The organism is Streptomyces sp. NWU339 (assembly GCF_003143855.1).
In the GTDB taxonomy this organism is placed as follows: domain Bacteria; phylum Actinomycetota; class Actinomycetes; order Streptomycetales; family Streptomycetaceae; genus Streptomyces.
Genome location: NZ_QFRK01000007.1, coordinates 1 through 22,141, shown reverse-complemented (window position 1 = coordinate 22,141; position 22,141 = coordinate 1). Strand labels below are relative to the sequence as shown.

The window sequence follows — 22,141 nt, the reverse complement described above, 5'->3', positions numbered from 1 at the left end:
CTTCGTCAGCTGTTCGCGCGGGAGGTGGGTTCGGTGTGCGGTGCTGCCGCCGGCGGTGCTGTCACCACGGCGGCCGGTAGCCGGTGGTGATCTTGTCTCCCGTGTGGCGCCACCTCGGCTCCTTGTCCACGGTCCGCGCCGTGATCGTGCGGAGCCTGCGGACGAGGGCGCCGTACGCGCCGCTCCCGGTGCTGGAGACCTTGGCGCCGGGGGGTTCGTCCATGAACGGCATGAACTTGTCGGGGAAGCCCGGCATGGTGCACGCGATGCAGATGCCGCCCACGTTCGGGCAGCCGCCGATGCCGTTCATCCAGCCGCGCTTGGTCACGTTGCACTTGACGACGGGTCCCCAGCAGCCGAGCTTCACCGAGCACTTGGGCGAGTCGTAGCTGGTGGCGAACTGCCCCTGCTCGTAGTAGCCGGCCCGGTCGCAGCCCTCGTGCACGGTGGCACCGAACAGCCAGGTCGGCCGGAGCTTGTCGTCGAGCGGGATCATCGGCGCCGAACCGGCGGCCTGGTAGAGCAGGTACGTCAGCGTCTCGGCGAAGTTGTCGGGCTGGATCGGACAGCCGGGCACGCACACGATGGGGATGCCCGCCTTCGACTTCCAGTCCCATCCGAGGTAGTCGGGCACGCCCATCGCACCGGTGGGATTGCCTGCCATGGCGTGGATACCGCCGTAGGTGGCGCACGTGCCGATGGCGACGACGGCCAGGGCCTTGGGCGCCAGCCGGTCGATCCATTCGCTGGTGGTGATGGGCTGCCCGGTCTCGGGGTCGTCACCGAAGCCGCACCAGTACCCCTCCTGCTTGATGGCCTCGTTGGGGATCGAGCCCTCGACGACCAGGACGAAGGGGTCGATCTCGCCGCGTTCGCCCTTGAAGAACCATTCGATGAACGTGTCGGCTCCGCCGACCGGACCACATTCGAAGTCGATCAGCGGCCAGTGCACCGCGATCTTCGGCAGACCCGGCAGCCCTTGGAGCGCGATCTCCTCGATGCTCGGCTGCATGGCTGCGGTCAGGGAGACGGAGTCGCCGTCGCAGCTCAGCCCGGCGTTGATCCAGAGGATGTGGATCGGCTTCTCTTCGGAGTCGGACGTGCCCGTCGCGCCGGGCTCCTCGACCGTGGTCGGCGATGCTGCGTTCATGGGGAACGCCTCCTGAAGGGTGCGGCAAGACCCGCGCTCGGATCTTCGTTCTCTGCTAACAGTCGGCCCGTCCGGCGAGGGCCGCATCCGGAATGCCTCCGTCGGTGGCCGCGGATTCCTTGCGCACGAAGGCCCCGCGCAGGGCGTGGTAGGGGGCCGCCGGGTCGTCGAAGATGCTCCGCATGCGGGCGAGTTCCTGCTCCCGGTAACGGGCGAGAGGTGAAGTGGCCTCCCGGTGCTCGGCTTCCGCCTTCTTGGCCGCGAGACGCGTCTGAACGGAGGGAAGGGCCGCCAGATGTGCGGCCGTTCGGGTGACGTCGTCGGTGAAGTCCTCCGGGCCGCAGTGCAGGACCCGGTCGACGAGCCCCATGCCGAGCGCCGCCGAGGCCGTCAGCGGCGCGGCCCCGGCGGTGAGCCGTTCCGCCGTGGCGGCGCCCACCCGGCGGGGCAGGGTGTACGTCCAGTACTCGGAGCCGTACAGGCCCATGAGCCGGTAGTGCGGGTTGAGGACCGAACCGGAGCGGCACCAGACCTCGTCCGCGGCCAGGGCGAGCATGACCCCGCCGGCGGCCGCGTTGCCGCCGATCGCGCTGACGACGAACCGGTCGGTCGTGGTGAGGACGGCCTCGACGAGGTCGTCCATGGCGTTGATGTTGGCCCAGGACTCGGCAGCCGGGTCGGACGCCGCCTCGATGACGTTCAGGTGGATGCCGTTGGAGAAGAAGTCCCGGCCACCGCCCAGTACGAGGACGCCGGTGGGGCGGGAGCAGGCCGCCCGGTAGGCGTCCAGCAGACGGCGGCAGTGGTCGGTGCCCATGGCACCGCCCGGGAAGGAGAAGGTCAGGAAGCCGACCTGCCCCTCCTCCCGGTAACGGATGTCCTGCCAGGTCCGGGCTCCGGGAGGCGGCTGCGGTGCCGCGGGGACTTCGGGCAGGGCGGGCAGGCGGTCGGCGAGGGCGAGGGTGGCGGGCAGTTTGCAGGCCCGGGGACGTCCCGGGCCGGTGCGGGCCCGCAGTTCCGGGATCCAGACCGCGCCGTCCGCCGTGGCCCGGCAGATCGCGCCGGTACGGGTCGCCAGGAGTTCACCCGGGCGGCCGCGGAGCCGGTCCTCCGCATGGCCGCCGTGCAGGAACCATTCGCGGCCGAGGAGTTCGTCGCGCACGCCCGGCTGGGAGTCCGCGGCGCGCAGCTTGCGCAGGACGGTCTCGGTGGAGTCCGTGTCCCAGGAGATGCCCCGGTCCTTCTGCCGCAGCGGCGGCCGGGTCCTGGCACCCGGCAAGCGGGTGAAGTCGTCCTGCGACCGGGGCACGTACGTGCCGGAGGCGAACCGGTCGACCGCGAGCAGGACGGCTTCCAGCGCCGCGTCGGACACCTCGCCCCGGTACAGGTCGCTCTTCGCCACGTCCGGCACGGCGAAGTTCGTCGTCGCCCACACGGGGCCGGCGTCCATCTCGGCCACGGCCTCCAGCACGGTGACGCCCCACTCACCGGCTCCCTCCTGAACGGCCCAGTCGAGTGAGGACGGCCCACGGTCCCCCACGGGGCCGGGGTGGACGATCAAGCAGGTCCGCGCCGCCCAGACGTCAGGCGGCACGACGGCCTTCAGCATGGGGGCCACGACCAGCTCGGGATCGTGCCGGCGCACGGCACGGCGCACGTCCTCGCCGTGCGGCGTGACCTCCACGGCGACGGTGTGGCGGCACCCCGACAGCTCGGCCGGCTCGGCCAGCTCGGCGTGGACGCGCTGCGTGAGGCTGTTGTACGCGCTGGCGACGAGCAGAATACGCATGGCGGCTCTCCCTCGAAGGCGCGGCCGCCGTCGTACCGCGGCCGTCCGGGGATCGTCGGACCCTTGCGCCCCCCAGTGGTGGCATGACCCCCGGGCATCGCTCGCACGGGTGACACTTCGGCTCCACCTGGCCGGGAGGCGAGCTCGCCACCAGGGGTGACAATGGGTAGATATCGGGCACTCGACGGAGTGGCCGACACGACAACCGACAGGCAGGCCCGCACATGTCCAGGAAAGAGAAGTCGTCGCAGCCCTCGCACGGCGAAGGCCCGAGCCGCCACAAGGGCACCGAGCAGCACGGCTGGGCTCCCGACGTCGACGAGACACGCCAGCAGGACAACCCGAGCGCCCGGCGCTCCTTCCACACGGACGAGCACGCCCCGCCCCCCGGCAAGGGACGCAGGAAGTCCAAGCAGGAACGTGGATCCGTCCCCGGGGACACGGTCGAGAGCGGCACGAAGAGCGGCGAGGAGTACGGCGGCGACGCGGAGAAAGGAATGCGCGACACCGGACGCCGAGGTCGCTCCCGGCGCCCGAGCGGCACCAGGGACGACTCCGCCTTCACCGGCGTCGACCCGGGCAAGGACAAGGACCAGCGCCGTCCCGGCTGACGCCGGGCGTGTGGTGCGCGCCCGCGCCGGACGCGCACCACCGGGGACGGCCGGGAAACGGTCACCGGCCGTTCAGGCCGCGCCGTGCCGGGACCGGGGTCACCTCCGGGCGGCGCGGCGGGCCGCCCGGGCCGTGGGCAGGTAGCCCAGGCGCTCGGGCAGGAGCGGGACCACCGTGCGGACGACGGCGCCCAGGCGGCGCAGTCGTCGTTCGTCACGTGCCGTCCAGGCCAGGCCCAGGTGGTCACGGACGGTGGGCGGAAGCAGGCCGGTCGTGACGAAGACGTGCAGTCGCGCCAGGGGCGGACGGAGCACCGGCCAGAGTCGGCGCAGGAGCGTGCCCGCGCCGTCCGGCGGCGGGATCGGCCGCCGCGGGTCGAGCAGTTCCGTCACGACGGCCGTCTTCTCCAGTTCCTCCCGCACCATCGCGTCGAAGTACGGCCAGAACTCCTCCGGGGTGCGCGGCATGTCGCGCTGCTTGATGCCGAGGATGGCCCCGAGGTTGAGGAGTTCGTCGTAGAGGCGGCGTTCGTCCGGTTCGTCGAGCGGGCGGGACAGGTACTGCGCGGCCCTCAGGAAGACGGGGTAGGCGGTGGCGTGCACCCAGGCGTAGTAGGCGGGAGTGAGTGCGTGGTAAGCGCGGCCGCGGGTGTCGGTGCCGCTGATGCCCTTGTGCAGTTCACGGAGCCTGCGACCCTCCTCGAGGGCCTGTTCGCCGCCGTAGACCCACAGTTGCAGGGAGTTCAGCGAGCGCTCGGCCCGGCCCCAGGGGTCGGTGCGGAACACGGAGTGGTCGTCGACGCCCGCGCCGACCGCCGGGTGGGCGACCTGGAGCACCAGGGCCGCCGGCAGGGAGAGCAGGATCCGGACGTCGCCGACGATGTCCCAGAGGAGGGAGCCCGGCGCGAACGGGACGGGCTCGGAGCGGGTGTCCGGACCGGGTGCGGGACCCGTGCCCGGGCCGGTGTGTGCGTGGTCGTAGGCCATGTCACCACGCTCCCAGAGACCGTCGTGCTCGTCCCCTGCGCCCTGGCCGTGGGGCTGTGGGGCCGTGGGCATCTCCCTCCGCCCGGGGGGCGATCGCCGCCTCCTTCGCGGTGTCCGGCACCGCGTTCGAGGTGCACACCGAGGAGAGCACCCCGAACGGCGTGTCCTCCTTCCCATCCTCCATCGGCTCCGGCCGCGACGCCAAGCCCGTCCTGCCGACCGTCGTCGAGGGCGGCGCGGAGGAGGTCCTTCCCGGCGCCGGGTGAGTCCCCCGAGGGGGCGTGACGAGCGCGGAGGCCCTCCGGGCGTTCCGCCGGAAGACCTCCGCACTCCGCCGCCCCACAGGGCGTGCGCGCCTCAGCCGACGCCGGCCGTCGATGCCGCCGTACCGGCGGAGTCCGCGGTGAGCCGCTCCATGCCGCTGGTGTCCTTCAGCGGCTTCTCCCTGATGAACAGCACGGCGATCACGGCGAGGGCCGCGACGGGCGTGGCCACGAGGAAGAGCTCCGCGGTGGCGACCCCGTAGGCGCGCTCCACGATCTCCCGCATCGGCCCGGGCAACGTCGCCATGTCGGGCACTCCGCCTCCGCCGGACTCGTTCGCACCGGCCGGGATGCCCGCTTCCGTCAGGCTCTTGGTCATCTCGGTGGCGACCCGGTTGGCGAGGATCGCCCCGAGCACACTGGTGCCGATGGTGCCGCCCATGCTCCGGAAGAAGGACAACACCGAGGTGGCGGCGCCCAGTTCGGTGGCGGGAACGTCGTTCTGGGCGGCCAGCACCAGGTTCTGCATCAGCATGCCGACGCCGATGCCCATGATCGCCATGTAGGTGCCGAGCAGGCCGAAGTGGGTGTCGACGTCGATGGTGGACAGCAGCCCGAGGCCCGCCGTCATGATGATGGAGCCCGCGACCAGGTACACCTTCCACCGGCCGGTCTTGGTGATGATCTGCCCGGCGACGGTCGAGGAGACGAGCAGGCCCAGGATCATGGGCAGGCTCATCAGACCCGCGATCGTCGGGGACTTGCCCAGGGAGATCTGGAAGTACTGCGAGAGGAAGACGGTGCCGCCGAACATGGCCACACCGACGAGGAGACTGGCGACGGTGGTGAGCGTCACGGTGCGGTTGCGGAAGATGCCCAGGGGGATGATCGGTTCCGGCACGCGCGACTCGACGACGACCGCGGCGATCAGCAGCAGCACTCCCCCGCCGGTCAGAGCGGCGGTCTGCCACGAGACCCAGTCGAACTCGGTCCCCGCGAGCGAGACCCAGATGAGCAGGGCGCAGACACCCGCGACGATCAGGAAGGCGCCCAGGAAGTCGATCCTCGCCTCACGGCGAATGGTGGGCAGCTTCAGGGTGCGCTGCAGCAGCGCGATGGCGAGCAGCGCGAACGGCACCCCGATGAAGAAGCACCAGCGCCAGCCGAGCCAGGACGTGTCCACCAGGACACCTCCGATGAGCGGTCCGGCCACGGTGCCGACCGCGAAGACGGCACCGAAGATGCCCGCGTACTTGCCGAGCCGGCGCGGCGGGATGATGGCCGCCATCACGACCTGCGCCAGAGCCGTGAGACCGCCCGCGCCGATGCCCTGCACCACGCGGCTGAAGATCAGCAGTCCCACTTCCTGCGAGAAGCCCGCGAGCAGCGAGCCGACGATGAAGAGGGACAGGGACAGCTGGAGCAGCAGCTTCTGGTTGAACAGGTCCGACAGCTTGCCCCACAGGGGCACCGTCGCCGTCATCGCCAGCAGTTCGGCGGTGATGACCCAGGTGTAGGAGGACTGGCTGGCCTCCAGATCGGCGATGATGCGCGGGAGCGCGTTGGCGACCACGGTGCCGGCCAGGATGGCGACGAACATGCCCGCCATCAGCCCCGACATGGCCTGGAGTATCTGCCGGTGGGTCATGGCGGTGGGTGACGCCTCCACGGGCGCCGGTGTTGAGTTCACTTCGGTTCTTTCGCAGCGGTCAAGAGTGTGAGAGGGAAGAGCGAGAGGGACGGATCACGCGTGCCGGGGACGACGCGCAGCCGTTCCGTGAGAGACGGAGGGAGTCAGGTCCCTTCGACGGGCTCGGCGGGTTCGACCGGTTTCGGAAGTCCGGCGGCCACGTGGTCGAACACCGATCGGAAGACCGCCTCGAAGGGAGCCTCGTCCTGCCGCACGCACCAGTGCTCCACGGCCACGCGGACGGCCGTGGTGCCGACGGCGGCCAGCAGCCTCGGATACAGCCCCAGGGCCTGCCTGCGCAGTTCGCCCTCGGCCGACCCGAGAGGGGGGCGGTCCCCTGTGAACAGCGGCGATCCGGCGCCGATGCGCTCCGCGAGCGTCTCGGCCAGAAGGAACTCGTCCTCGACGTGGGCGCTGAGACTCCGCACCAGCAGGTGCGGCGATCTGCGCAGCACCTCGGAATGCAGGCGCCACAGCTCGTGCTGTTGCTCCACTTCCCCCAGCTCCGCGGCCAGCGCGTCCCGCAGCGCCGTCAGCGGGGGCGTGCCTGCGGGCGCGGCGAGCACCGCCTGCCGGACCCGCACGCCCGACTCCGCGCCCACCATCACGAACGCCTCGTCACGGGAGTCGAAGTAGTTGAAGAACGTGCGGGGTGAGACACCGACCGCCTCGCTGATCGCGTCGACGGTGACGTTCTCCGCGCCGTGCTCGGCCGCCAGCCGCACCGCGGCCGCCACCAGGGCGGCACGGGTGGCCCGCTTCTTGCGTTCCCGAAGCCCACCGTCCGCGGGGTCTCTGTCACTCACGTCGTGCAGGATACGCAAATATGCAGAGCCTGCAAAAATAAAAAAGGTCTCGACCGACGTCGTGACCTGAGCCCACGTACTGTCACAGCCGTCGGTCGCGCGGTGTCTCCATGCCATGACGGGATACGCCGGGACACCCCGAGATACAACGCGACACGACGAAATGCGATGGAGTGCGACGGAGAGGGGTCGCGACATGAACGACGGCGACCACGCCACCGACCCGGCGACCGAGGCGTTCGTCGCCCACCGCAACCTGCTTTTCACCGTCGCGTACGAGATGCTCGGCTCGGCCGCCGACGCCGAGGACGTCCTCCAGGAGACCTGGCTGAGGTGGGTCAGGGTCGACCTGGCGCAGGTGCGCGACCGGCGCGCCTACCTGGTCCGGATCACCACCCGGCAGTCACTCAACCGGCTGCGCACCATGAAGCGCCGCAAGGAGGCGTACGTCGGCCCCTGGCTGCCCGAGCCGCTGCTCACCGCGCCGGACGTGGCCGAGGACGTCGAGCTCGCCGAGAGCGTGTCGATGGCGCTCCTGCTCGTCCTCGAGACGCTCTCACCGACCGAGCGGGCCGTCTTCGTGCTGCGCGAGGTCTTCGACGTCGGGTACGACGAGATCGCGGCCGCCGTCGACAAGAGCCCCGCGGCCGTCCGCCAGATCGCTCACCGTGCCCGTCGGCACGTCGCTGCCCGCCGTCCACGCCGGACGGTCTCCCCGAGCGAGACCCGGGCGGCTCTGGAGTCGTTCCGGCGTGCGCTCGAGAGCGGGGACCTGCAGGCACTCCTCGACGTGCTCGCCCCGGAGGCCGTCCTGCTGAGCGACGGCGGCGGCATCAAGCAGGCCGCGCTGCGGCCGGTCAGCGGGGCCGGCAAGGTCGCCCGCTTCATGATCGGTGGCCTCGGCAGGAACCGGCTCCCGATCACCGTCGGGCCCACCGTGGTCAACGGCGGCCCGGCCCTCGTCGTGCACCTGGACGGCGGGCTCGACGGCGTCCTGGCGGTCCGGGTCGAGGACGCCCGCATCACCGGCCTCTACTACGTCCGCAACCCGGAGAAACTCTCCCGCGCCGAAGCCGAGACCCCTCTCACCCTGCGCTGACCCACCGGCGGACGCGACGGAGCCCGGTCACCCGCGGGGTGACCGGGCTCCGCTGTCGGGGCCGGGGACGTCAGTCGGTGATGTCGACCTTGCCGCCTGCGGGATCCACGGAGGTGTGCTCCGCGGGAGCCGGTACCGTCGGCGTGCCGCGCCGGGCGATCCCCTGGAGGAGTTCACCGAGGTCGACGCCGGTGGTGGAACTGAGGAGTTCCATGCCCTGCGCGACGTTGTCGGCGACGGTGCGCGGGAGCTGTCCCGCGCCGTCCGTGGAGATGACCGTCAGCTTGTCCACGGCGGCCAGCGGCTCGGCGGCCTTGCCGACGACCTGCGGCAGCACCTCGACCAGCATCTGGAGCACGGCCGCGTCGCCGTAGCGTTCGAAGGCGTCGGCCTTCTTGTGCATGGCTTCGGCCTCCGCCGCACCCTTCGCGGAGATCGCGGCGGCTTCGGCGTCACCCTCGATGCGTACGGCGTCGGCGAGCGCCGCGCGGTGGGCCTTCTCGCCCTCACCGGTGAGCCTGGCCCGCTCGGCGGCCGCCTCGGCCTCCTTGACCGCGGCGATACGGCGGGCCTCGGCCTCCTGCTCGGCCTGGTAGCGGGCGGCGTCGGCGGGCTTGCGGACCCGGGTGTCGAGTTCACGGTCGGTCAGCGCGGCCTGCCGGGTGGCGACCTTCTCCTGCTCCTGCAGGACCTCCTGCTGCCGGGCGGCCTCGGCGAGCGGACCGGCGGCGTTGGCGCGGGCGGCGGCCTCGTCCGTCTCGGCCTTGATCTCGGCCTGCTTCAGCGCGAAGGTGCGCTGGGCGATCGCGATCTCCTCCTCCGCCTTGAGGCGGGCCTGCTCGGAGGCGCGCCGGGCGACGGCCTCGGCGATGTCGGCCTCCTGCTTGGCGCGGGCCGCCTCGGGCCGGCCCAGGTCCTCGAGGTAGGAGCCCTCGGTGGTGATGTCCTGGATCTGGAAGGCGTCCAGCACGAGGCCCTGCCCGGAGAGGCTGGCCTCGGCCTCCTCCGCGACCTGTCCGGCGAAGGCGGCGCGGTCACGGATGATGTCCTCGACGGACATGCGCCCGACGATGGAGCGCAGCGCGCCGGACAGCACTTCCTGGGTGAACCCGACGATGCCGTCCTGCTGGTCGAGGAAGCGCTGGGCCGCGGCGCGGATCGAGTCCTCCGTGCCGCCGACCTTGACGATGGCGACACCCTCCAGGTTCGCCTTCACTCCGCGCAGGGTGACCGCGCCCCGGACGGCGACCGGGATGTGCCGGCTGGAGAGTTCGAGGGTGAACTTCTGCTGGACGAACGGGACCACGAAGACACCGCCGCCGACCACGACCTTCTGGCCGCTGTTGTCGGTGAAGATCCGGCCGGTCTCGGGGTCGGTGGACTTCTTGCCGCGCCGGCCGGTGACGATGAACGCCTCGCTGGGGCCGGCGACCTTGTAGCGGGTGACCACCACCAGGCCCAGCAGGACCAGGAGTACGACGACTCCCACCACGGCGATCAGTACAGGACTCATAGGTGTGGAATCCCCTCAGCCTTCCCCGGGGGACGGCGATGTGGTTCGGATGGGACGGGAACGCGGGTACTGCGGGAGGTGTCGGCATCCCGGCGGGCCTCGACGGGTGACGTGTCGTTCCGCGGGGACGTGCCGGTCGGCACCGGTCAGCGCTCGACCGGGCGGACCGCCACCGAGGTCGCGGACAGTGCCGACTCCACCCAGACCTCGGCGCCCCGCGCGACGGGCACGGCGCTCTTCGCGGACAGCTTCAGCGGCTGCCCGGCGAGATACACCAGCACCTCGCCGTAGCCCTCGGCCGGGATGGCGGTCACCACCGAGCCGGAGGTGCCGACGAGGTCGCCGCCCCGCGGGGTGGCAGCGGTCTGCTCCCGCATCAGGGCCCGGCTGAACTTCCAGGTCAGCCACCCCGCGGCAACTCCCGCCAGCACGCCTGCCACCGTAGCGCCGGTGACCCCGACGCCCGTCGTACCGAGGACGATCGCGCCGCCGAAGCCGAGCATGGACACGAACCCGGCGATCACCGGCAGTGACAGCAGCCCGTCGAACATGCCGTCCAGCACACCGCCGAAGACGCCTTCCAGGAGTCCGTCGAAGATCAGTGAGAACAGCAGCAGAAGCAGTCCCGCGATACCGAGACCCACAAACCACTCCATTCGGGCCTCACTTTCGCCGACCGACCCCCCGCACGCGGATGCTCTCACACACCCGGACTCGAACACATTGCCAGAACTCGGCAATCTTCACGCTCCCTTCATGCCGCCTTCCGACGGAGCCCGCCGTTCCGCTCCTGCACGGGCCGCGGTACGGGTCACGGGGCACACGGCGGACGTGTCCCCGCCGCCACCGGTGCCCTTCCGGGAGCCTCCGCACGGAAGCGCGAGGGCCGGGACCCTTGCCCGCCTCCGGCAGTTCATCCGGGTGCCGTCCAGCGGGGGGACGTCTCGGCCCAGGCTCTGTCCCAGTCGGCGAGGTTCCGGCGGCGTACGACGAGACGGGTCACGCCGTGGGCGGCGGCGCCGGTGAGGGCGACGCCGGTGCCGGAGAGGAGGGCCCAGCCCATGCTGCGGCTGCGGATCTCCTCACGCGTCAGCGGTGGCTCGGTGGCCTCGCCGTCGGTGGTCACCCAGATGCGGACCGGGCTGCCCGCGGGCAGGCTCGGCCGCACCTCGGCCCGGGTGGTGCCGGTCCGTCCCTCGTGGGTGGTGAAGCGGACCTCGACCGGGTAGCGGGCCAGCTCCTCCTCGTCCGATCCCGGCTCCGGATGGCGCGGGGCGTCCTCGGTGAGGGTCGCGGTCGTCTCGTACCGGGTCAGGTTCTGGTGGCGGGCCGTGTCCTCGTAGTGGCGGTGGGCGAGTTGTGAGACGACGACGGCGACCACGGGCGCCACCGCCAGGACGGCGAGCAGGATGCCGAGACCGATCCAGACCCGGAGTACGTCGGTGCGGCGGCGCAGGGGGTTGCGCCGGCGGTGCCACGGCGAAGGACGGTCGGACGGTCCGAGAGGGGGACCCGGGGGCGGTTGCGCGGGAGGAACGGTGCCCGCCACGTCGTGACTCCTTCGGATGTCGGGGCGCGGAGGAAGTGGAGGAAGGGCAGTGCGGGCGGCGGGTCAGCCGGGTCCGGTGGCCAGGGGGTGGTGGTGCGCCGCGGCGAGCAGGCCGGCGGCGCCCCGGACCGCGGCGGTGTGCGGCGACGGCACGGGCTGGACCGGACAGCCGAGCCGGTCGGGCAGGCCGTGGGTGATCTCCGGGCGCAGGGCGCCCCCGCCGGACAGGAGGATGCCCCGGCGCAGGGCGGTGCGGGTGGTGGCGCTGCGGTCCTGCCGCAGCATCGCCGTCACCATGTCGACCACCGCGTCGGTGAGGTCTCCGGGCGGGGTGCCGTAGTCACCCAGGTCACCGACGCCCAGCGCGGTGCGCCGGGCGTCGGTGACGGCTCCCTCGGCGAGCAGCACCACCTCGGTGAGGTGCGCACCGAGGTCCACCACCAGGAGCGGGCTGGAGTGGTCGGCGCCCGCGGCGAGGGCAACCGCCCGCGCGCCCGGGACAGTGTGTACAGCGCGCGGGCGGAGGATTTCGACGGCCGTGCGGGCCGCTTCCCGGAAGGCGGGACCGTCCAGGACCGGCGTCGTGACGACGACCAGGGGGCGGCCGAAGCGGGGCAGCCGGTGGCCGAGCAGCCGGTCGAGCATCCGGGCGGTGCCGGAGGCGTCGACGATGGCGCCGCGCTGGATGGGGTGGATGGCGCCGCTGCCCGGGAAGGTCACCGTGGGTACGTCGAGGACCATGCCCCGTCCGGCGATCCACGCGCGCGTGCGGGAGCTGCCCAGGTCGAGCGCGATGCCGGAGCACCGGCGGCACCGCGGCCAGGGGCTGTGCCGCACGGCCGCCGTCCTGCGTGGACGCCGGATCACGGTCATCGTCCGCTCCTTCGGCCCGTGCTCATCGCGCGGCCTCCCTCACCTGCTGGCAGCGGGCGCAGTAGCGGGCCTGGGGGACCACCAGCAGCCGGTCCCGTTCGACCGGGCCGCGGCACAGGTGGCAGCGGCCGTAGCCGCCGGTGTCCATCCGGGCGAGCGCCGCCTCGACGTCGGCGAGCACCATCCGGGCGGACGCGGCGAGCCTGACGTGCACCTCGAGCCGGCCGGCTCCCTCCTCCCCGAGCGGCTCGCCGGGACCCGACCCGGCGTCGGCGGCGAACTGCCGCAGCTGCTCCTGGCGGAACAGCAGTTGCTCGCGCAGGTTCGCTCGCAACGCCGCGAGGTCCTCGGATGTGAGGACCTCGTCGTGCTCGTCGATGGTCTGGTGGGTCACCACTTCACCCCCTTGGGCGGAGCAGGAGAAGCAGAGCGGGATGGGAGTACGGACGGGGTACGGGTCAGGCCGCGCGGCTCTGGCAGGTGACGCAGTACGGGGTGTGCGGAAGGATCTCGAGGCGCTCCGCCGGGACGGGCTTGGAGCAGCCCAGGCAGGTGCCGTAGCTTCCGTCCTCGACGCGGGCGAACGCCGCTTCGATCTCCGTGAGGGCACGCTTGATGCCGTCCTTCTGGTTGGACATCAGGTGGTCGTCGGGACTCCCTCCTGTTTCGTCCAGGGCCTTGAGCTGGGCCAACCGCGTGGTGCGCGCGTGTTCGAGGCGCTGACGGATCTCGTCGGCGGCGGTGTGGGCGGAACGCGGTTCGGTGCGCGGCAGGTCGATCGACACGGAGAGTCTCCTCTGTTGGCAGACGGGTGATCTCCCACCGTCTCCCTTTCCGCGCCTGGCGCCCATTGGGCGCGGGACCCATTTCTGTCCGTCCGAGGACCCACCCCGCCCGGGGTGGGTCCTCGGACGGACAGAAATGGGGTGCGGGGCCCATCGACGGAAGGGGGCCGGCTCGTGCACTCTGTTTCGCCGTTCACCGTTCGCCGTGAGACAACGTGGGACAAGGGGCATGCCTTCGGGAGGCCGCTGCCGCATCGGTCGCTGTGGTGTCCGACAGTAGAGGCAGACGAGAAAGAGGAAGGCGTGACCCCCGTGTCCCTGTACTGGCGGATCTTCGGGCTCAACGCGGTGGTGCTGGGCGCGGCGACCGCGCTGTTGCTGTGGGCTCCGGTGACCGTGTCCGTTCCTGTGCTGCTGACCGAGGCGGTGATCCTGGTGGGCGGCATGGCGGTGATGCTCGTGGCCAACGCGGCCCTGTTGCGGGTCGGGCTCGCGCCGCTGGACCGGGTGACCCGGCTGATGACCACCGTCGACCTGCTGCGGCCCGGCCAGCGGCTTCCGGTGCGCGGCGGCGACGAGATCTCCGAGCTCGTCAGCGCTTTCAACGCCATGCTGGAGCGGCTGGAGAAGGAGCGCGCCGCGAGCAGCGCCCGCGCCCTGCTCGCCCAGGAGGCCGAGCGGCGCCGGATCGCCGTCGAGCTGCACGACGAGGTCGGGCAGAGCATGACCGCGATCCTGCTGGCCCTGAAGCAGGCCGCCGACGAGGCGCCCGATCCGCTGCGCGGCGAGCTGCGTCAGGTGCAGGAGATCACCCGGGAGAGCCTGGACGAGGTCCGCCGGCTGGTGCGCCGGCTGCGTCCGGGTGTGCTGGACGATCTCGGTCTGGTCAGCGCGGTCACCTCGCTCGCCACCGAGTTCGCCACCCACACCGGACTGCGGGTGAAGCGCAGCTTCGACCCCGATCTGCCCACCCTCGACAACGGCACCGAGCTCGTGATCTACCGTGTGGCGCAGGAGAGTCTGACCAACGCCGCCCGGCACGCCGAGGCGCGGAACGTCAAAGTGAGCCTGTACCGGGAGGACGACCATGTGGTCCTCGAGGTGAGCGACGACGGCCGTGGCATCGGCGCCGCCCACGAGGGCGCCGGAATTCGCGGTATGCGTGAACGGGCCCTGCTCATCGGGGCCACACTGGACATCTCTCCCGTCACCCGGACCGGTACCCGGATCCGGTTGGCCGTGCCCGCCGTCAGGAAGCAGTCATGACCCACCAGGCCCCACCGACCACGATCCGGATCCTGCTCGCCGACGACCATGCCCTGGTGCGCCGCGGCGTCCGGCTGATCCTCGACCGGGAGCCGGACCTGGAGGTCGTCGCCGAGGCCGGTGACGGCGCGGAGGCGATCTCGATGGCCCGCGCCCAGGAGGTCGACCTGGCCGTCCTGGACATCGCCATGCCCAGGATGACCGGTCTGCAGGCCGCCCGCGAGTTGTCCGCGCTCAAGCCGGGATTGCGTATCCTCATGCTGACGATGCACGACAACGAGCAGTATCTGTTCCAGGCGCTCAAGGCCGGGGCCAGCGGATACGTCCTGAAATCGGTTGCAGACCGCGACCTGGTCGCCGCCTGCCGGGCCGCGATGCGGGACGAGCCGTTCCTCTACCCGGGGGCGGTCACCGCGCTGATCCGCAACTACCTCGACCGGGTCCAGCACGGTGAGGAGGCCTCCGAGCAGGTGCTGACGCCGCGCGAGGAGGAAGTGCTGAAGCTCGTGGCCGAGGGGCACTCCTCGAAGGAGATCGCCGAGCTGCTCTTCATCAGCGTCAAGACGGTGCAGCGGCACCGCGAGAACCTGCTGAGCAAGCTGGGTCTGCGGGACCGTCTGGATCTGACCCGGTACGCGATCCGTGCGGGGCTCGTCGAGCCTTGAGCCATGTCCTGCCGGGACCTGCCGCCCGCCTCCCACTCCGTGTCGCCGCGCTTCTCACCGCGCTGGCCTCCGTGCTGCTGACCTTCGGGTTCGGCATCCCGGACGGCCCGCGGCCCGCTCTCGCGGCGCAGTCGCCCTCCGTCGGCGCCCCCGTGGCCTTCGGTCCCTCCGTCCCGGGGCCGGCGGCGCCCGGCGGGCCGGACCGGTCCGCGCCGGATCCCGCCGCGGCTCCCGGGACCCACTCGTCCGACGTGGGTCCGCACGCCGACGACTGCACCGCCCGCACCGTGCCCTTCCGGCCGCAGCGCGACGCCGGGGAGCGCACGGTGCCGGCCGGTCATCTGCTGTTCACCCCCGAGCACACCCCCCGTGTGCCGCCCCGGCCGGCCCGGCCCGCCCCGGCGGCCGGGCACGCGCCGCCCGCCGCCGCGCACATGCCGGCGGACCTCGGCCGGGCGCCTCCTATATCGTCCAGCGCCTGAGAGTCCTGTCACCCATCTCTCCGCCGTGCCGTAGTCGGCCACGGCGTGCCTGCTGGAGTCATACGTGAAAAGTTCCGCCCGCTTCCGGGCGTTGTTCGCGCTCGTCGTGATCGCCCTGTCCGTGTACATCGCCGCCACGGTCCCCGTCCGTCTGGGCCTCGACCTGCGCGGCGGCACCCAGATCGTGCTGGAGACCCGCTCCACCGAGACCATCAAGGCCGACGGTGAGGCGACCGAGCGGACCCTCGAGGTCCTGCGCGGCCGTATCGACGCGCTCGGTGTCGCCGAACCCACCATCGTCCGCTCCGGTGACAACCGGATCATCGTCGAGCTGCCCGGTGTGCAGGACCCGCGGAAGGCAGCCGACGTGCTGGGCCGTACCGCGCAGCTCTCCGTCCACTCGGTGCTCGGCCCGGGCGCCGAGTCCGACAAGTCCCTGCCGAAGGGGGAACGCGTCCTGGCCGACGAGGCCGGTGAGCGGCTCCACCTGGCCGCCGCCTCGCTCTCCGGTCAGGATGTGAAGGACGCCGAGGCCACCTTCGACCAGCAGAGCGGTGCCGGCTGGCTCGTCACCGTGGACTTCGAGGACGACAAGGGCTGGGCCAAGCTGACCGGCCAGGCGGCCTGCAACCCCGCCGGTGACCCCAAGCGCCGGGTCGCGATCGTGCTGGACAACAAGATCATCTCGTCGCCGCAGGTCGACCCGTCCGTGGCCTGTGGGGGCGGCATCACCGGCGGGTCCACCCAGATCACCGGTTCCTTCACCAGTGAGGACTCCAAGGAGCTCGCCCTGCTCATCAGCGGCGGTGCCCTCCCGGTGCCGGTCGAGACGGTGGAGCAGCGGACCGTGGGCCCGACGCTGGGCGCCGAGGCCATCGAGTCGAGCGCCTGGGCCGCCGCCCTGGGCACCGCCCTCACCGCGATGTTCATCATCGTCGTCTACCGGCTGATGGGTTTCCTGGCCATCGTGGCCCTGGCCTGCTACGGCGTGATCTCCTACGCCGCTCTCGCGGGCCTCGGCGCGACCCTGACCCTGCCGGGTCTGGCCGGTTTCGTCCTGGCGATCGGCATGGCCGTCGACGCCAACGTGCTGGTCTTCGAACGAGCGCGCGAGGAGTACGGCAAACGCAACCGGCCCAGCAGCCGCTCGGCCCTGACCGCCGGCTTCAAGGGCGCCTTCAGCGCGATCGCCGACTCCAACATCACCACGCTCATCGCGGCGGGGCTGCTGTTCCTGCTCGCCTCCGGTCCGGTGAAGGGCTTCGGCGTCACCCTGGCCATCGGTGTCCTCGCCTCCATGATCAGCGCACTGGTGATCACGCGGGTACTGGCCGAGTTCGCCGTGGAGCGCCGCTGGGTGCACCGCCGTCCCAAGCTCACCGGTCTGGCCTCCATCGGGCGGGTCCGTGAGTACCTCACCCGTCGCGACCCGCAGCTGATGCGCCGCCCGCGCCGCTGGCTGGTGGTGTCCCTCATCGTGCTGATCGTCACCGGTGCCGGCATCGTGGTGCGCGGGCTGAACTTCGGTGTCGAGTTCACCGGCGGCCGGCTGATCGAGTACTCGACCACCAAGACCGTCGATCCGGACCAGGCCCGCACGGTCCTGGCCGACGCTGGCTTCCCGCAGGCCGTCGTGCAGTCCTCCGGGGACAACGGGCTGACGGTGCGTACCGATGAGCTGAGCAACGCCGAGGCGGTCAAGGTCGCCGAGGCCATCGACGAGGTCGGCGGCGGGGCGGAGAAGGTCCGCGACGAGCTGATCGGCCCGAGCCTCGGCGACGAACTGCGCCGCAACGCGCTGATCGCGCTCGGCCTGGCCCTCGGCGCCCAGCTCCTGTACCTCGCCTTCCGGTTCCGCTGGATGTTCGGTACGGCGGCGGTCAGCACCCTGGCCCACGACGTGGTGATCCTGACCGGCATCTTCGCGTGGCTGGGCAAGCCGATCGACGGGGTCTTCCTGGCCGCACTGCTCACCGTGGTCGGTTACTCGGTGAACGACTCCGTCGTGGTCTTCGACCGCGTCCGGGAACTGTGGCAGAAGAATCCCAAGGCGCCCCTGGCCCAGTCCACCAACCTGGCGGTCCTGCAGACGGTGCCCCGTACGGTGAACACCGGTATCGGTGTGATCTTCATCCTGGCCTCGCTGGCTCTGCTGGGCGGTGACTCGCTGACCGACTTCGCACTCGCCCTGCTGATCGGCATGCTGGTGGGCACGTACTCGTCGGTCCTGACCGCGTCGCCGCTCGCCATCGAGCTCGACGCGTACGCGAGCGACGGCAGCGGCCGTGGTCGCGGGCGTGGTCGCGGCCGTGGCCGTGGCCGGAGCGATTCCGGGCGCGAGAAGTCCGGCGCCGAGGAGAGCTCGAGCCTGGCGAAGGCCACCAGCCAGGGATCCTGACGCCGAGCGGCTCCCCCGAGGGGAGCCGCCGTGCGCACGCGAGCGCCGCCGCCGACCCCGATCCCGGGGTCGGCGGCGGCGCTGTGTGGCGGGCCGGGCGGGCCCTACACCGCCGCCGGTGCGCTGCGGTCGTGGTCCGGGTCGCGGTCCCGGTCGTGGCCGGGGTCCGCCGGCCGGGGAGCGGACCGGGCATGGTGCAGTGCGGCGTAACGGCCGCCGGTCTCCAGCAGTTCCTCGTGCGTGCCCCGTTCCACGATCCGGCCGGCTTCGACGACCAGGATCCGGTCCGCGGTCCGGACGGTGGACAGCCGGTGGGCGATGACGATGGCCGTCCTGCCCTCCAGTGCCTCCGCGAGCGCCTCCTGGACGGCCGCCTCGGAGGTGTTGTCCAGGTGGGCGGTGGCCTCGTCGAGGAGGACGACCCGCTGCCGGGCCAGCAGCAGCCGGGCGATCGTCATGCGCTGGCGTTCCCCGCCGGAGAACCGGTAGCCGCGTTCTCCGACCACCGTGTCCAAGCCCTCGGGCAGGGACCGTACGAGGTCGTCCAGGCGGGCGCGGCGCAGCGCGTCCCAGAGTTCGGGCTCGCTCGCCCCGGGCCCGGCCAGGAGCAGGTTGGCGCGGACCGTGTCGTGGAAGAGGTGGCCGTCCTGGGTGACCATGCCGAGGGTGTCGCGCAGCGACCGCGCGGTGAGGTCCCGGACGTCGACGCCACCCACGCGCACCGCGCCCGAGTCGACGTCGTAGAGGCGCGGCAGCAGCTGCGCGATGGTCGACTTCCCGGCGCCGGAGGAGCCGACGAGGGCCACGGTCTGTCCGGGTTCGACGCGGAAGGAGATGCCGTGCAGGACCTCGGTGCCCCCGTTCGGGTCCAGGGTGGCGACCTCCTCCAGGGAGGCGAGGGAGACCTTGTCGGCGGACGGGTAGCCGAAGCGGACGTCGTCGAACTCGACGGACACCGGCCCGGCCGGGACGTCGCGGGCGTCCGGCTTCTCCTCGATGAGCGGCCGCAGATCCAGCACCTCGAAGACCCGTTCGAAGCTGACCAGGGCGCTCATCACCTCCACCCGCGCCCCCGCGAGCGAGGTCAGCGGCGCGTACAGGCGGGTGAGCAGCAGCGCCAGCGACACGACCGCGCCGGGCTCCAGCGCGCCGCGCAGCGCGAGGTGGCCGCCCACTCCGTAGACGAGGGCCAGGGCGAGGGCGGAGACGAGGGTCAGCGCGGTGATGAACACGGTCTGGGCGGTGGCCGTCCGTACGCCGATGTCCCGCACCCGGCGGGCGCGCTCCGCGAACGCCTCCGACTCCTCCTCGGGACGGCCGAAGAGCTTGACCAGGGTGGCTCCGGGCGCAGAGAAGCGCTCGGTCATCCGGGTGCCCATGGCCGCGTTCAGGGCGGCGGCCTCGCGCTGCATACGGGCCATGCGGCGGCCCATGCGCCGGGCGGGGATCACGAACACCGGCAGCAGGACCAGCGCGAGCAGGGTGATCCGCCAGGACAGGGTGAGCATCACGGCCAGAGCGAGGACCAGCGTCACCACGTTGCCGACCACGGTGGACAGGGTGTTGCTGAAGGCCCGCTGGGCGCCGATCACGTCGTTGTTGAGACGGGAGACGAGCGCGCCCGTACGCGTGCGGGTGAAGAACGCGACCGGCATCCGCTGCACATGGTCGAACACGGCGGTCCGCAGATCGAGGATGAGTTCCTCCCCGAGGGAGGCCGACAGTCTGCGGCCGAGGATGCCGAGCGCGGCCTCCGTCACCGCGATCAGCGCGATGAGCAGGGCCAGCCGGACGACCGTGCCCGAGTCGCCGCCGGTCACGATGGTGTCGACGACGCGCCCGGCCAGCAGGGGGGTGGCGACGGCGAGCAGTGCGGTCGCCGATCCGAGCAGGACGAAGAGGGTCAGGCGGCGGCGGTGCGGGCGGGCGAACCCTCCGATCCGGCGCAGCGTGTCCCGCGCGAAGGGACGGCGCTCCTCCTCCGCGGTCATGACGCTGTGCAACTGGGTCCAGGCTGTGGTCTCCATGCTCATGTGGGAGAACATAGAACCTCAAGCTTCATTGAGGTCAAGGCACACCGCTCGAACGGCTCCCCCGTCCGTGATCCGCCGCCCTCGAACGGCCACTCGGCCGACGGATGCCGAGCGTGCCACTCGGCGCGGTGCGAACTCCCCCTGCCGATACGGCAAGATGAGCGACTGTGCCGACCGCGGGCCAGGCCGATCCGGCACGGCACACCTCCCGGCCCGCACCCTCCCGGGCATCCCCGAATTCGAGCAGGTGACGAGACGTGACACGACATCACATACGGTCGACGGCCAGGACGTTCGCCGGAGGTGAGCGGTGACGCGCGCGCTCACTCTGGACGACCTGCTGTACGCCGGTATCGCGATCGTCGCGGGCCTGCTGGCGGCGTTCCTGCTGCGGATGCTGCTGCGCTGGCTCGGCCGGCACGCCGAGCGCACCAGCTGGCGCGGGGACGACGTCCTCGTGGACGCCCTGCGCATGATCGCGCCGTGGGCGGCGGTCGCCGGCGGCGCTGCCTCCGCCGCGGCGGCGCTGCCGCTGACCCGGACCGTGCAGCACAACGTCAACCAGATGCTGACGGTCCTGGTCATCGCCGCTGCGACCGTGTCGGCGGCCCGGGTGGTGGCCGGTCTGGTGCGTTCGGTGACCCAGTCCCGTTCCGGTGTCGCCGGATCGGCCACCATTTTCACGAACATCACCAGGATCCTGGTCCTGGCGATCGGGTTCATGGTGGTGCTCCAGACCCTCGGCATCCCCATCGCCCCGATGATCACCGCCCTCGGCGTCGGCGGCCTGGCGGTCGCGCTGGCCCTTCAGGACACGCTCGCCAACCTGTTCGCGGGCATCCACATCCTCGCCTCCAAGACCGTCCAGCCCGGCGACTACATCCGGCTGAGCAGCGGCGAGGAGGGCTATGTCGAGGACATCAACTGGCGCCAGACGACGGTCCGCGAACTCTCCAACAACCTGGTGGTCATCCCCAACGGGCAGCTCGCGAAGACGAACATGACCAACTTCATGCGTCCCGAGCAGAAGCTGACCATCCTGGTGCAGGCCGGGGTGTCCTACGACAGCGACCTGGAGCAGGTGGAAGAGGTGACCAAGGAGGTCGTCGCCGCGGTGATGACGGAGATCACCGGCGCGATCCCGGAGCACGAGCCGGCGGTGCGGTTCCACACCTTCGGCGACTCCCGGATCGGGTTCACCGTGATTCTGGGCGTCGGCGAGTTCAGCGACCAGTACCGGATCAAGCACGAGTTCATCAAGCGCCTGCACCGGCGCTACCGCGAGGAGGGCATCCGCATCCCGTCACCCGCGCGGACGGTGGCGCTGCAGCAGGGCACGGTGGTGTTCCCGCAGCAGCGCGACGCCGAGCCCGAGCCGAGCGACATGACGGTGACCCGGCCGATCTGACCGGCTGCAGCGGACCCCGGTGGACCCCGGCCGACGAGGCGCGGCCGGGGATGGGGAGGGCCGGCCAGCGCAGACGGGTTCGAACCCGCGAGGACATCCTGCGCGCCACCGATCTCGCGTCGACACCGGTGTGTTCATCGAGACGGGACCGCGCAAGCACGCCATTCAGCGGACGTTCTTCCTCCAGGCCTGCGAACCGGGCAGCGACCGCGTCGAGTTGTGCGACCCGCTCAGCCGCCCGGTGTTCGCCCTCGCACACCCACGGCACGCCGCCGGTCGACGGACCACACTCCGCATGAGGTAGGGTTGACCTGCGAGATCACGCGGTTCGCCGCGCGGAACGCAGCGGGACGTGGCGCAGCTTGGTAGCGCACTTGACTGGGGGTCAAGGGGTCGCAGGTTCAAATCCTGTCGTCCCGACAGAGCAGAAGGTCCTCACGGGCAAAAGCCCAAGGCCGTGAAGTTTACGGTCCGGGAGCCGACGTCAAGATGTCGATGCTGACGGTGGCCTTGTAGGTGTGGCGGTCGACCTTGAGGCTCTTGTAGGCGTATCGGGACAGAGGCCGTTTGACCGCGCGAGGGCCGAGGCGGGTTCGCCGTGCGGGCATGAGGGTGCCCAGGACCGCGTGCCCGATCGTGCCGACGAGGTCGATGACGGTGTCGGCGATCACGCCCTGGGCCTGGACGATCTGGTCGCGGGCGGCGTTCAGGGCGACGGAGAAGCTGCAGCGGTCGGGATCGGTGCCGGATGCCTGGGCCGCGTCGGCTATGGCG

General features: G+C 71.6%; 19 protein-coding genes, 1 tRNA gene and 2 pseudogenes. 9 read left to right on the top strand and 13 right to left on the bottom strand.

All coding sequences use genetic code 11. From position 1 onward, the window contains the following. Positions 1 to 61: 61 nt before the first annotated feature. Both DIZ27_RS10730 and DIZ27_RS10725 read right to left on the bottom strand, forming a co-directional pair. Entirely contained in the window at positions 62 to 1,150 is a 1,089-nt protein-coding gene (locus tag DIZ27_RS10730) for a hydrogenase expression protein HypE (protein WP_109378121.1), read from the bottom strand. A gap of 55 nt (positions 1,151 to 1,205) precedes the next feature. After that, entirely contained in the window at positions 1,206 to 2,939 is a 1,734-nt protein-coding gene (locus DIZ27_RS10725) for a hydrogenase maturation protein (protein WP_109378120.1), read from the bottom strand. Positions 2,940 to 3,163: 224 nt separating this feature from the next. On the opposite strand from DIZ27_RS10725, the gene DIZ27_RS10720 reads away from it, so the two are divergent. Further along, positions 3,164 to 3,550: a hypothetical protein gene (locus DIZ27_RS10720; RefSeq protein WP_109378119.1), complete on the top strand. Its 387-nt coding sequence runs from the start codon at positions 3,164 to 3,166 to the stop codon at positions 3,548 to 3,550. A gap of 99 nt (positions 3,551 to 3,649) precedes the next feature. Here the strand turns inward: DIZ27_RS10720 and DIZ27_RS10715 are convergent, their stop codons facing one another. Next, a complete protein-coding gene (locus DIZ27_RS10715; protein ID WP_109378253.1) occupies positions 3,650 to 4,537 on the bottom strand; it encodes an oxygenase MpaB family protein in 888 nt (295 codons plus the stop codon). Between the two features lie 110 nt (positions 4,538 to 4,647). Here DIZ27_RS10715 and DIZ27_RS45645 point away from each other — a divergent pair, with 110 nt between their 5' ends. Further along, positions 4,648 to 4,803: a hypothetical protein gene (locus DIZ27_RS45645; protein ID WP_181383474.1), complete on the top strand. Its 156-nt coding sequence runs from the start codon at positions 4,648 to 4,650 to the stop codon at positions 4,801 to 4,803. Between the two features lie 91 nt (positions 4,804 to 4,894). Here the strand turns inward: DIZ27_RS45645 and DIZ27_RS10705 are convergent, their stop codons facing one another. Continuing rightward, the gene (locus DIZ27_RS10705; RefSeq protein WP_109378118.1) at positions 4,895 to 6,490 is read right to left on the bottom strand and encodes an MDR family MFS transporter; all 1,596 of its coding nucleotides are present in this window, start codon (positions 6,488 to 6,490) and stop codon (positions 4,895 to 4,897) included. 104 nt (positions 6,491 to 6,594) lie between these two features. After that, positions 6,595 to 7,296: a TetR/AcrR family transcriptional regulator gene (locus DIZ27_RS10700; RefSeq protein ID WP_375231950.1), complete on the bottom strand. Its 702-nt coding sequence runs from the start codon at positions 7,294 to 7,296 to the stop codon at positions 6,595 to 6,597. A gap of 196 nt (positions 7,297 to 7,492) precedes the next feature. Here DIZ27_RS10700 and DIZ27_RS10695 point away from each other — a divergent pair, with 196 nt between their 5' ends. Beyond that, positions 7,493 to 8,395 (top strand): RNA polymerase sigma-70 factor, encoded by a 903-nt coding sequence (locus DIZ27_RS10695; protein ID WP_109378117.1) that lies wholly within the window; start codon positions 7,493 to 7,495, stop codon positions 8,393 to 8,395. A 70-nt stretch (positions 8,396 to 8,465) separates the two neighbouring features. On the opposite strand, the gene DIZ27_RS10690 is transcribed toward DIZ27_RS10695, so the two are convergent. From DIZ27_RS10690 to DIZ27_RS10665, 6 genes are all read right to left on the bottom strand, one after another. Continuing rightward, complete coding sequence (locus DIZ27_RS10690) at positions 8,466 to 9,908, bottom strand: flotillin family protein (RefSeq protein WP_109378116.1); 1,443 nt, start codon at positions 9,906 to 9,908, stop codon at positions 8,466 to 8,468. 146 nt (positions 9,909 to 10,054) lie between these two features. Next, positions 10,055 to 10,564, bottom strand: a complete 510-nt coding sequence (locus DIZ27_RS10685) for a hypothetical protein (protein ID WP_109378115.1) — start codon at positions 10,562 to 10,564, stop codon at positions 10,055 to 10,057. A 257-nt stretch (positions 10,565 to 10,821) separates the two neighbouring features. After that, entirely contained in the window at positions 10,822 to 11,457 is a 636-nt protein-coding gene (locus DIZ27_RS10680; protein ID WP_109378114.1) for a hypothetical protein, read from the bottom strand. A gap of 63 nt (positions 11,458 to 11,520) precedes the next feature. Continuing rightward, positions 11,521 to 12,330: a rod shape-determining protein gene (locus DIZ27_RS10675; RefSeq protein WP_109378113.1), complete on the bottom strand. Its 810-nt coding sequence runs from the start codon at positions 12,328 to 12,330 to the stop codon at positions 11,521 to 11,523. A 22-nt stretch (positions 12,331 to 12,352) separates the two neighbouring features. Then, on the bottom strand, positions 12,353 to 12,724 hold the full coding sequence (locus DIZ27_RS10670; RefSeq protein WP_109378112.1) for a TraR/DksA C4-type zinc finger protein: 372 nt from the start codon (positions 12,722 to 12,724) through the stop codon (positions 12,353 to 12,355). 64 nt (positions 12,725 to 12,788) lie between these two features. Then, on the bottom strand, positions 12,789 to 13,115 hold the full coding sequence (locus DIZ27_RS10665) for a TraR/DksA C4-type zinc finger protein (RefSeq protein WP_109378111.1): 327 nt from the start codon (positions 13,113 to 13,115) through the stop codon (positions 12,789 to 12,791). Between the two features lie 303 nt (positions 13,116 to 13,418). Here DIZ27_RS10665 and DIZ27_RS10660 point away from each other — a divergent pair, with 303 nt between their 5' ends. From DIZ27_RS10660 to secD, 3 genes are all read left to right on the top strand, one after another. Continuing rightward, the gene (locus DIZ27_RS10660) at positions 13,419 to 14,381 is read left to right on the top strand and encodes a sensor histidine kinase (RefSeq protein ID WP_258308322.1); all 963 of its coding nucleotides are present in this window, start codon (positions 13,419 to 13,421) and stop codon (positions 14,379 to 14,381) included. Continuing rightward, positions 14,378 to 15,046: a response regulator transcription factor gene (locus DIZ27_RS10655; RefSeq protein ID WP_109378110.1), complete on the top strand. Its 669-nt coding sequence runs from the start codon at positions 14,378 to 14,380 to the stop codon at positions 15,044 to 15,046. Before DIZ27_RS10660 ends, DIZ27_RS10655 begins: the two co-directional genes overlap by 4 nt. 546 nt (positions 15,047 to 15,592) lie before the next feature. Continuing rightward, positions 15,593 to 17,926 (top strand): protein translocase subunit SecD, encoded by a 2,334-nt coding sequence (secD, locus tag DIZ27_RS10645; protein ID WP_181383473.1) that lies wholly within the window; start codon positions 15,593 to 15,595, stop codon positions 17,924 to 17,926. Between the two features lie 104 nt (positions 17,927 to 18,030). Here the strand turns inward: secD and DIZ27_RS10640 are convergent, their stop codons facing one another. Further along, positions 18,031 to 19,959, bottom strand: a complete 1,929-nt coding sequence (locus tag DIZ27_RS10640) for an ABC transporter ATP-binding protein (protein ID WP_181383472.1) — start codon at positions 19,957 to 19,959, stop codon at positions 18,031 to 18,033. A 310-nt stretch (positions 19,960 to 20,269) separates the two neighbouring features. Here DIZ27_RS10640 and DIZ27_RS10635 point away from each other — a divergent pair, with 310 nt between their 5' ends. From DIZ27_RS10635 to DIZ27_RS10625, 3 genes and pseudogenes are all read left to right on the top strand, one after another. Next, positions 20,270 to 21,367 carry a mechanosensitive ion channel family protein gene (locus tag DIZ27_RS10635; protein WP_109378108.1) on the top strand — a complete coding sequence of 366 codons (1,098 nt, stop codon included), beginning with the start codon at positions 20,270 to 20,272 and terminating at the stop codon, positions 21,365 to 21,367. Positions 21,368 to 21,450: 83 nt separating this feature from the next. Continuing rightward, positions 21,451 to 21,617, top strand: a pseudogene (locus DIZ27_RS46960) (catechol 2,3-dioxygenase); the annotation flags it as partial. 96 nt (positions 21,618 to 21,713) lie between these two features. Continuing rightward, positions 21,714 to 21,787 (top strand) — tRNA-Pro (locus tag DIZ27_RS10625). A gap of 44 nt (positions 21,788 to 21,831) precedes the next feature. Here the strand turns inward: DIZ27_RS10625 and DIZ27_RS45640 are convergent. Beyond that, a pseudogene (locus tag DIZ27_RS45640) lies at positions 21,832 to 22,141 on the bottom strand (transposase); the annotation flags it as partial.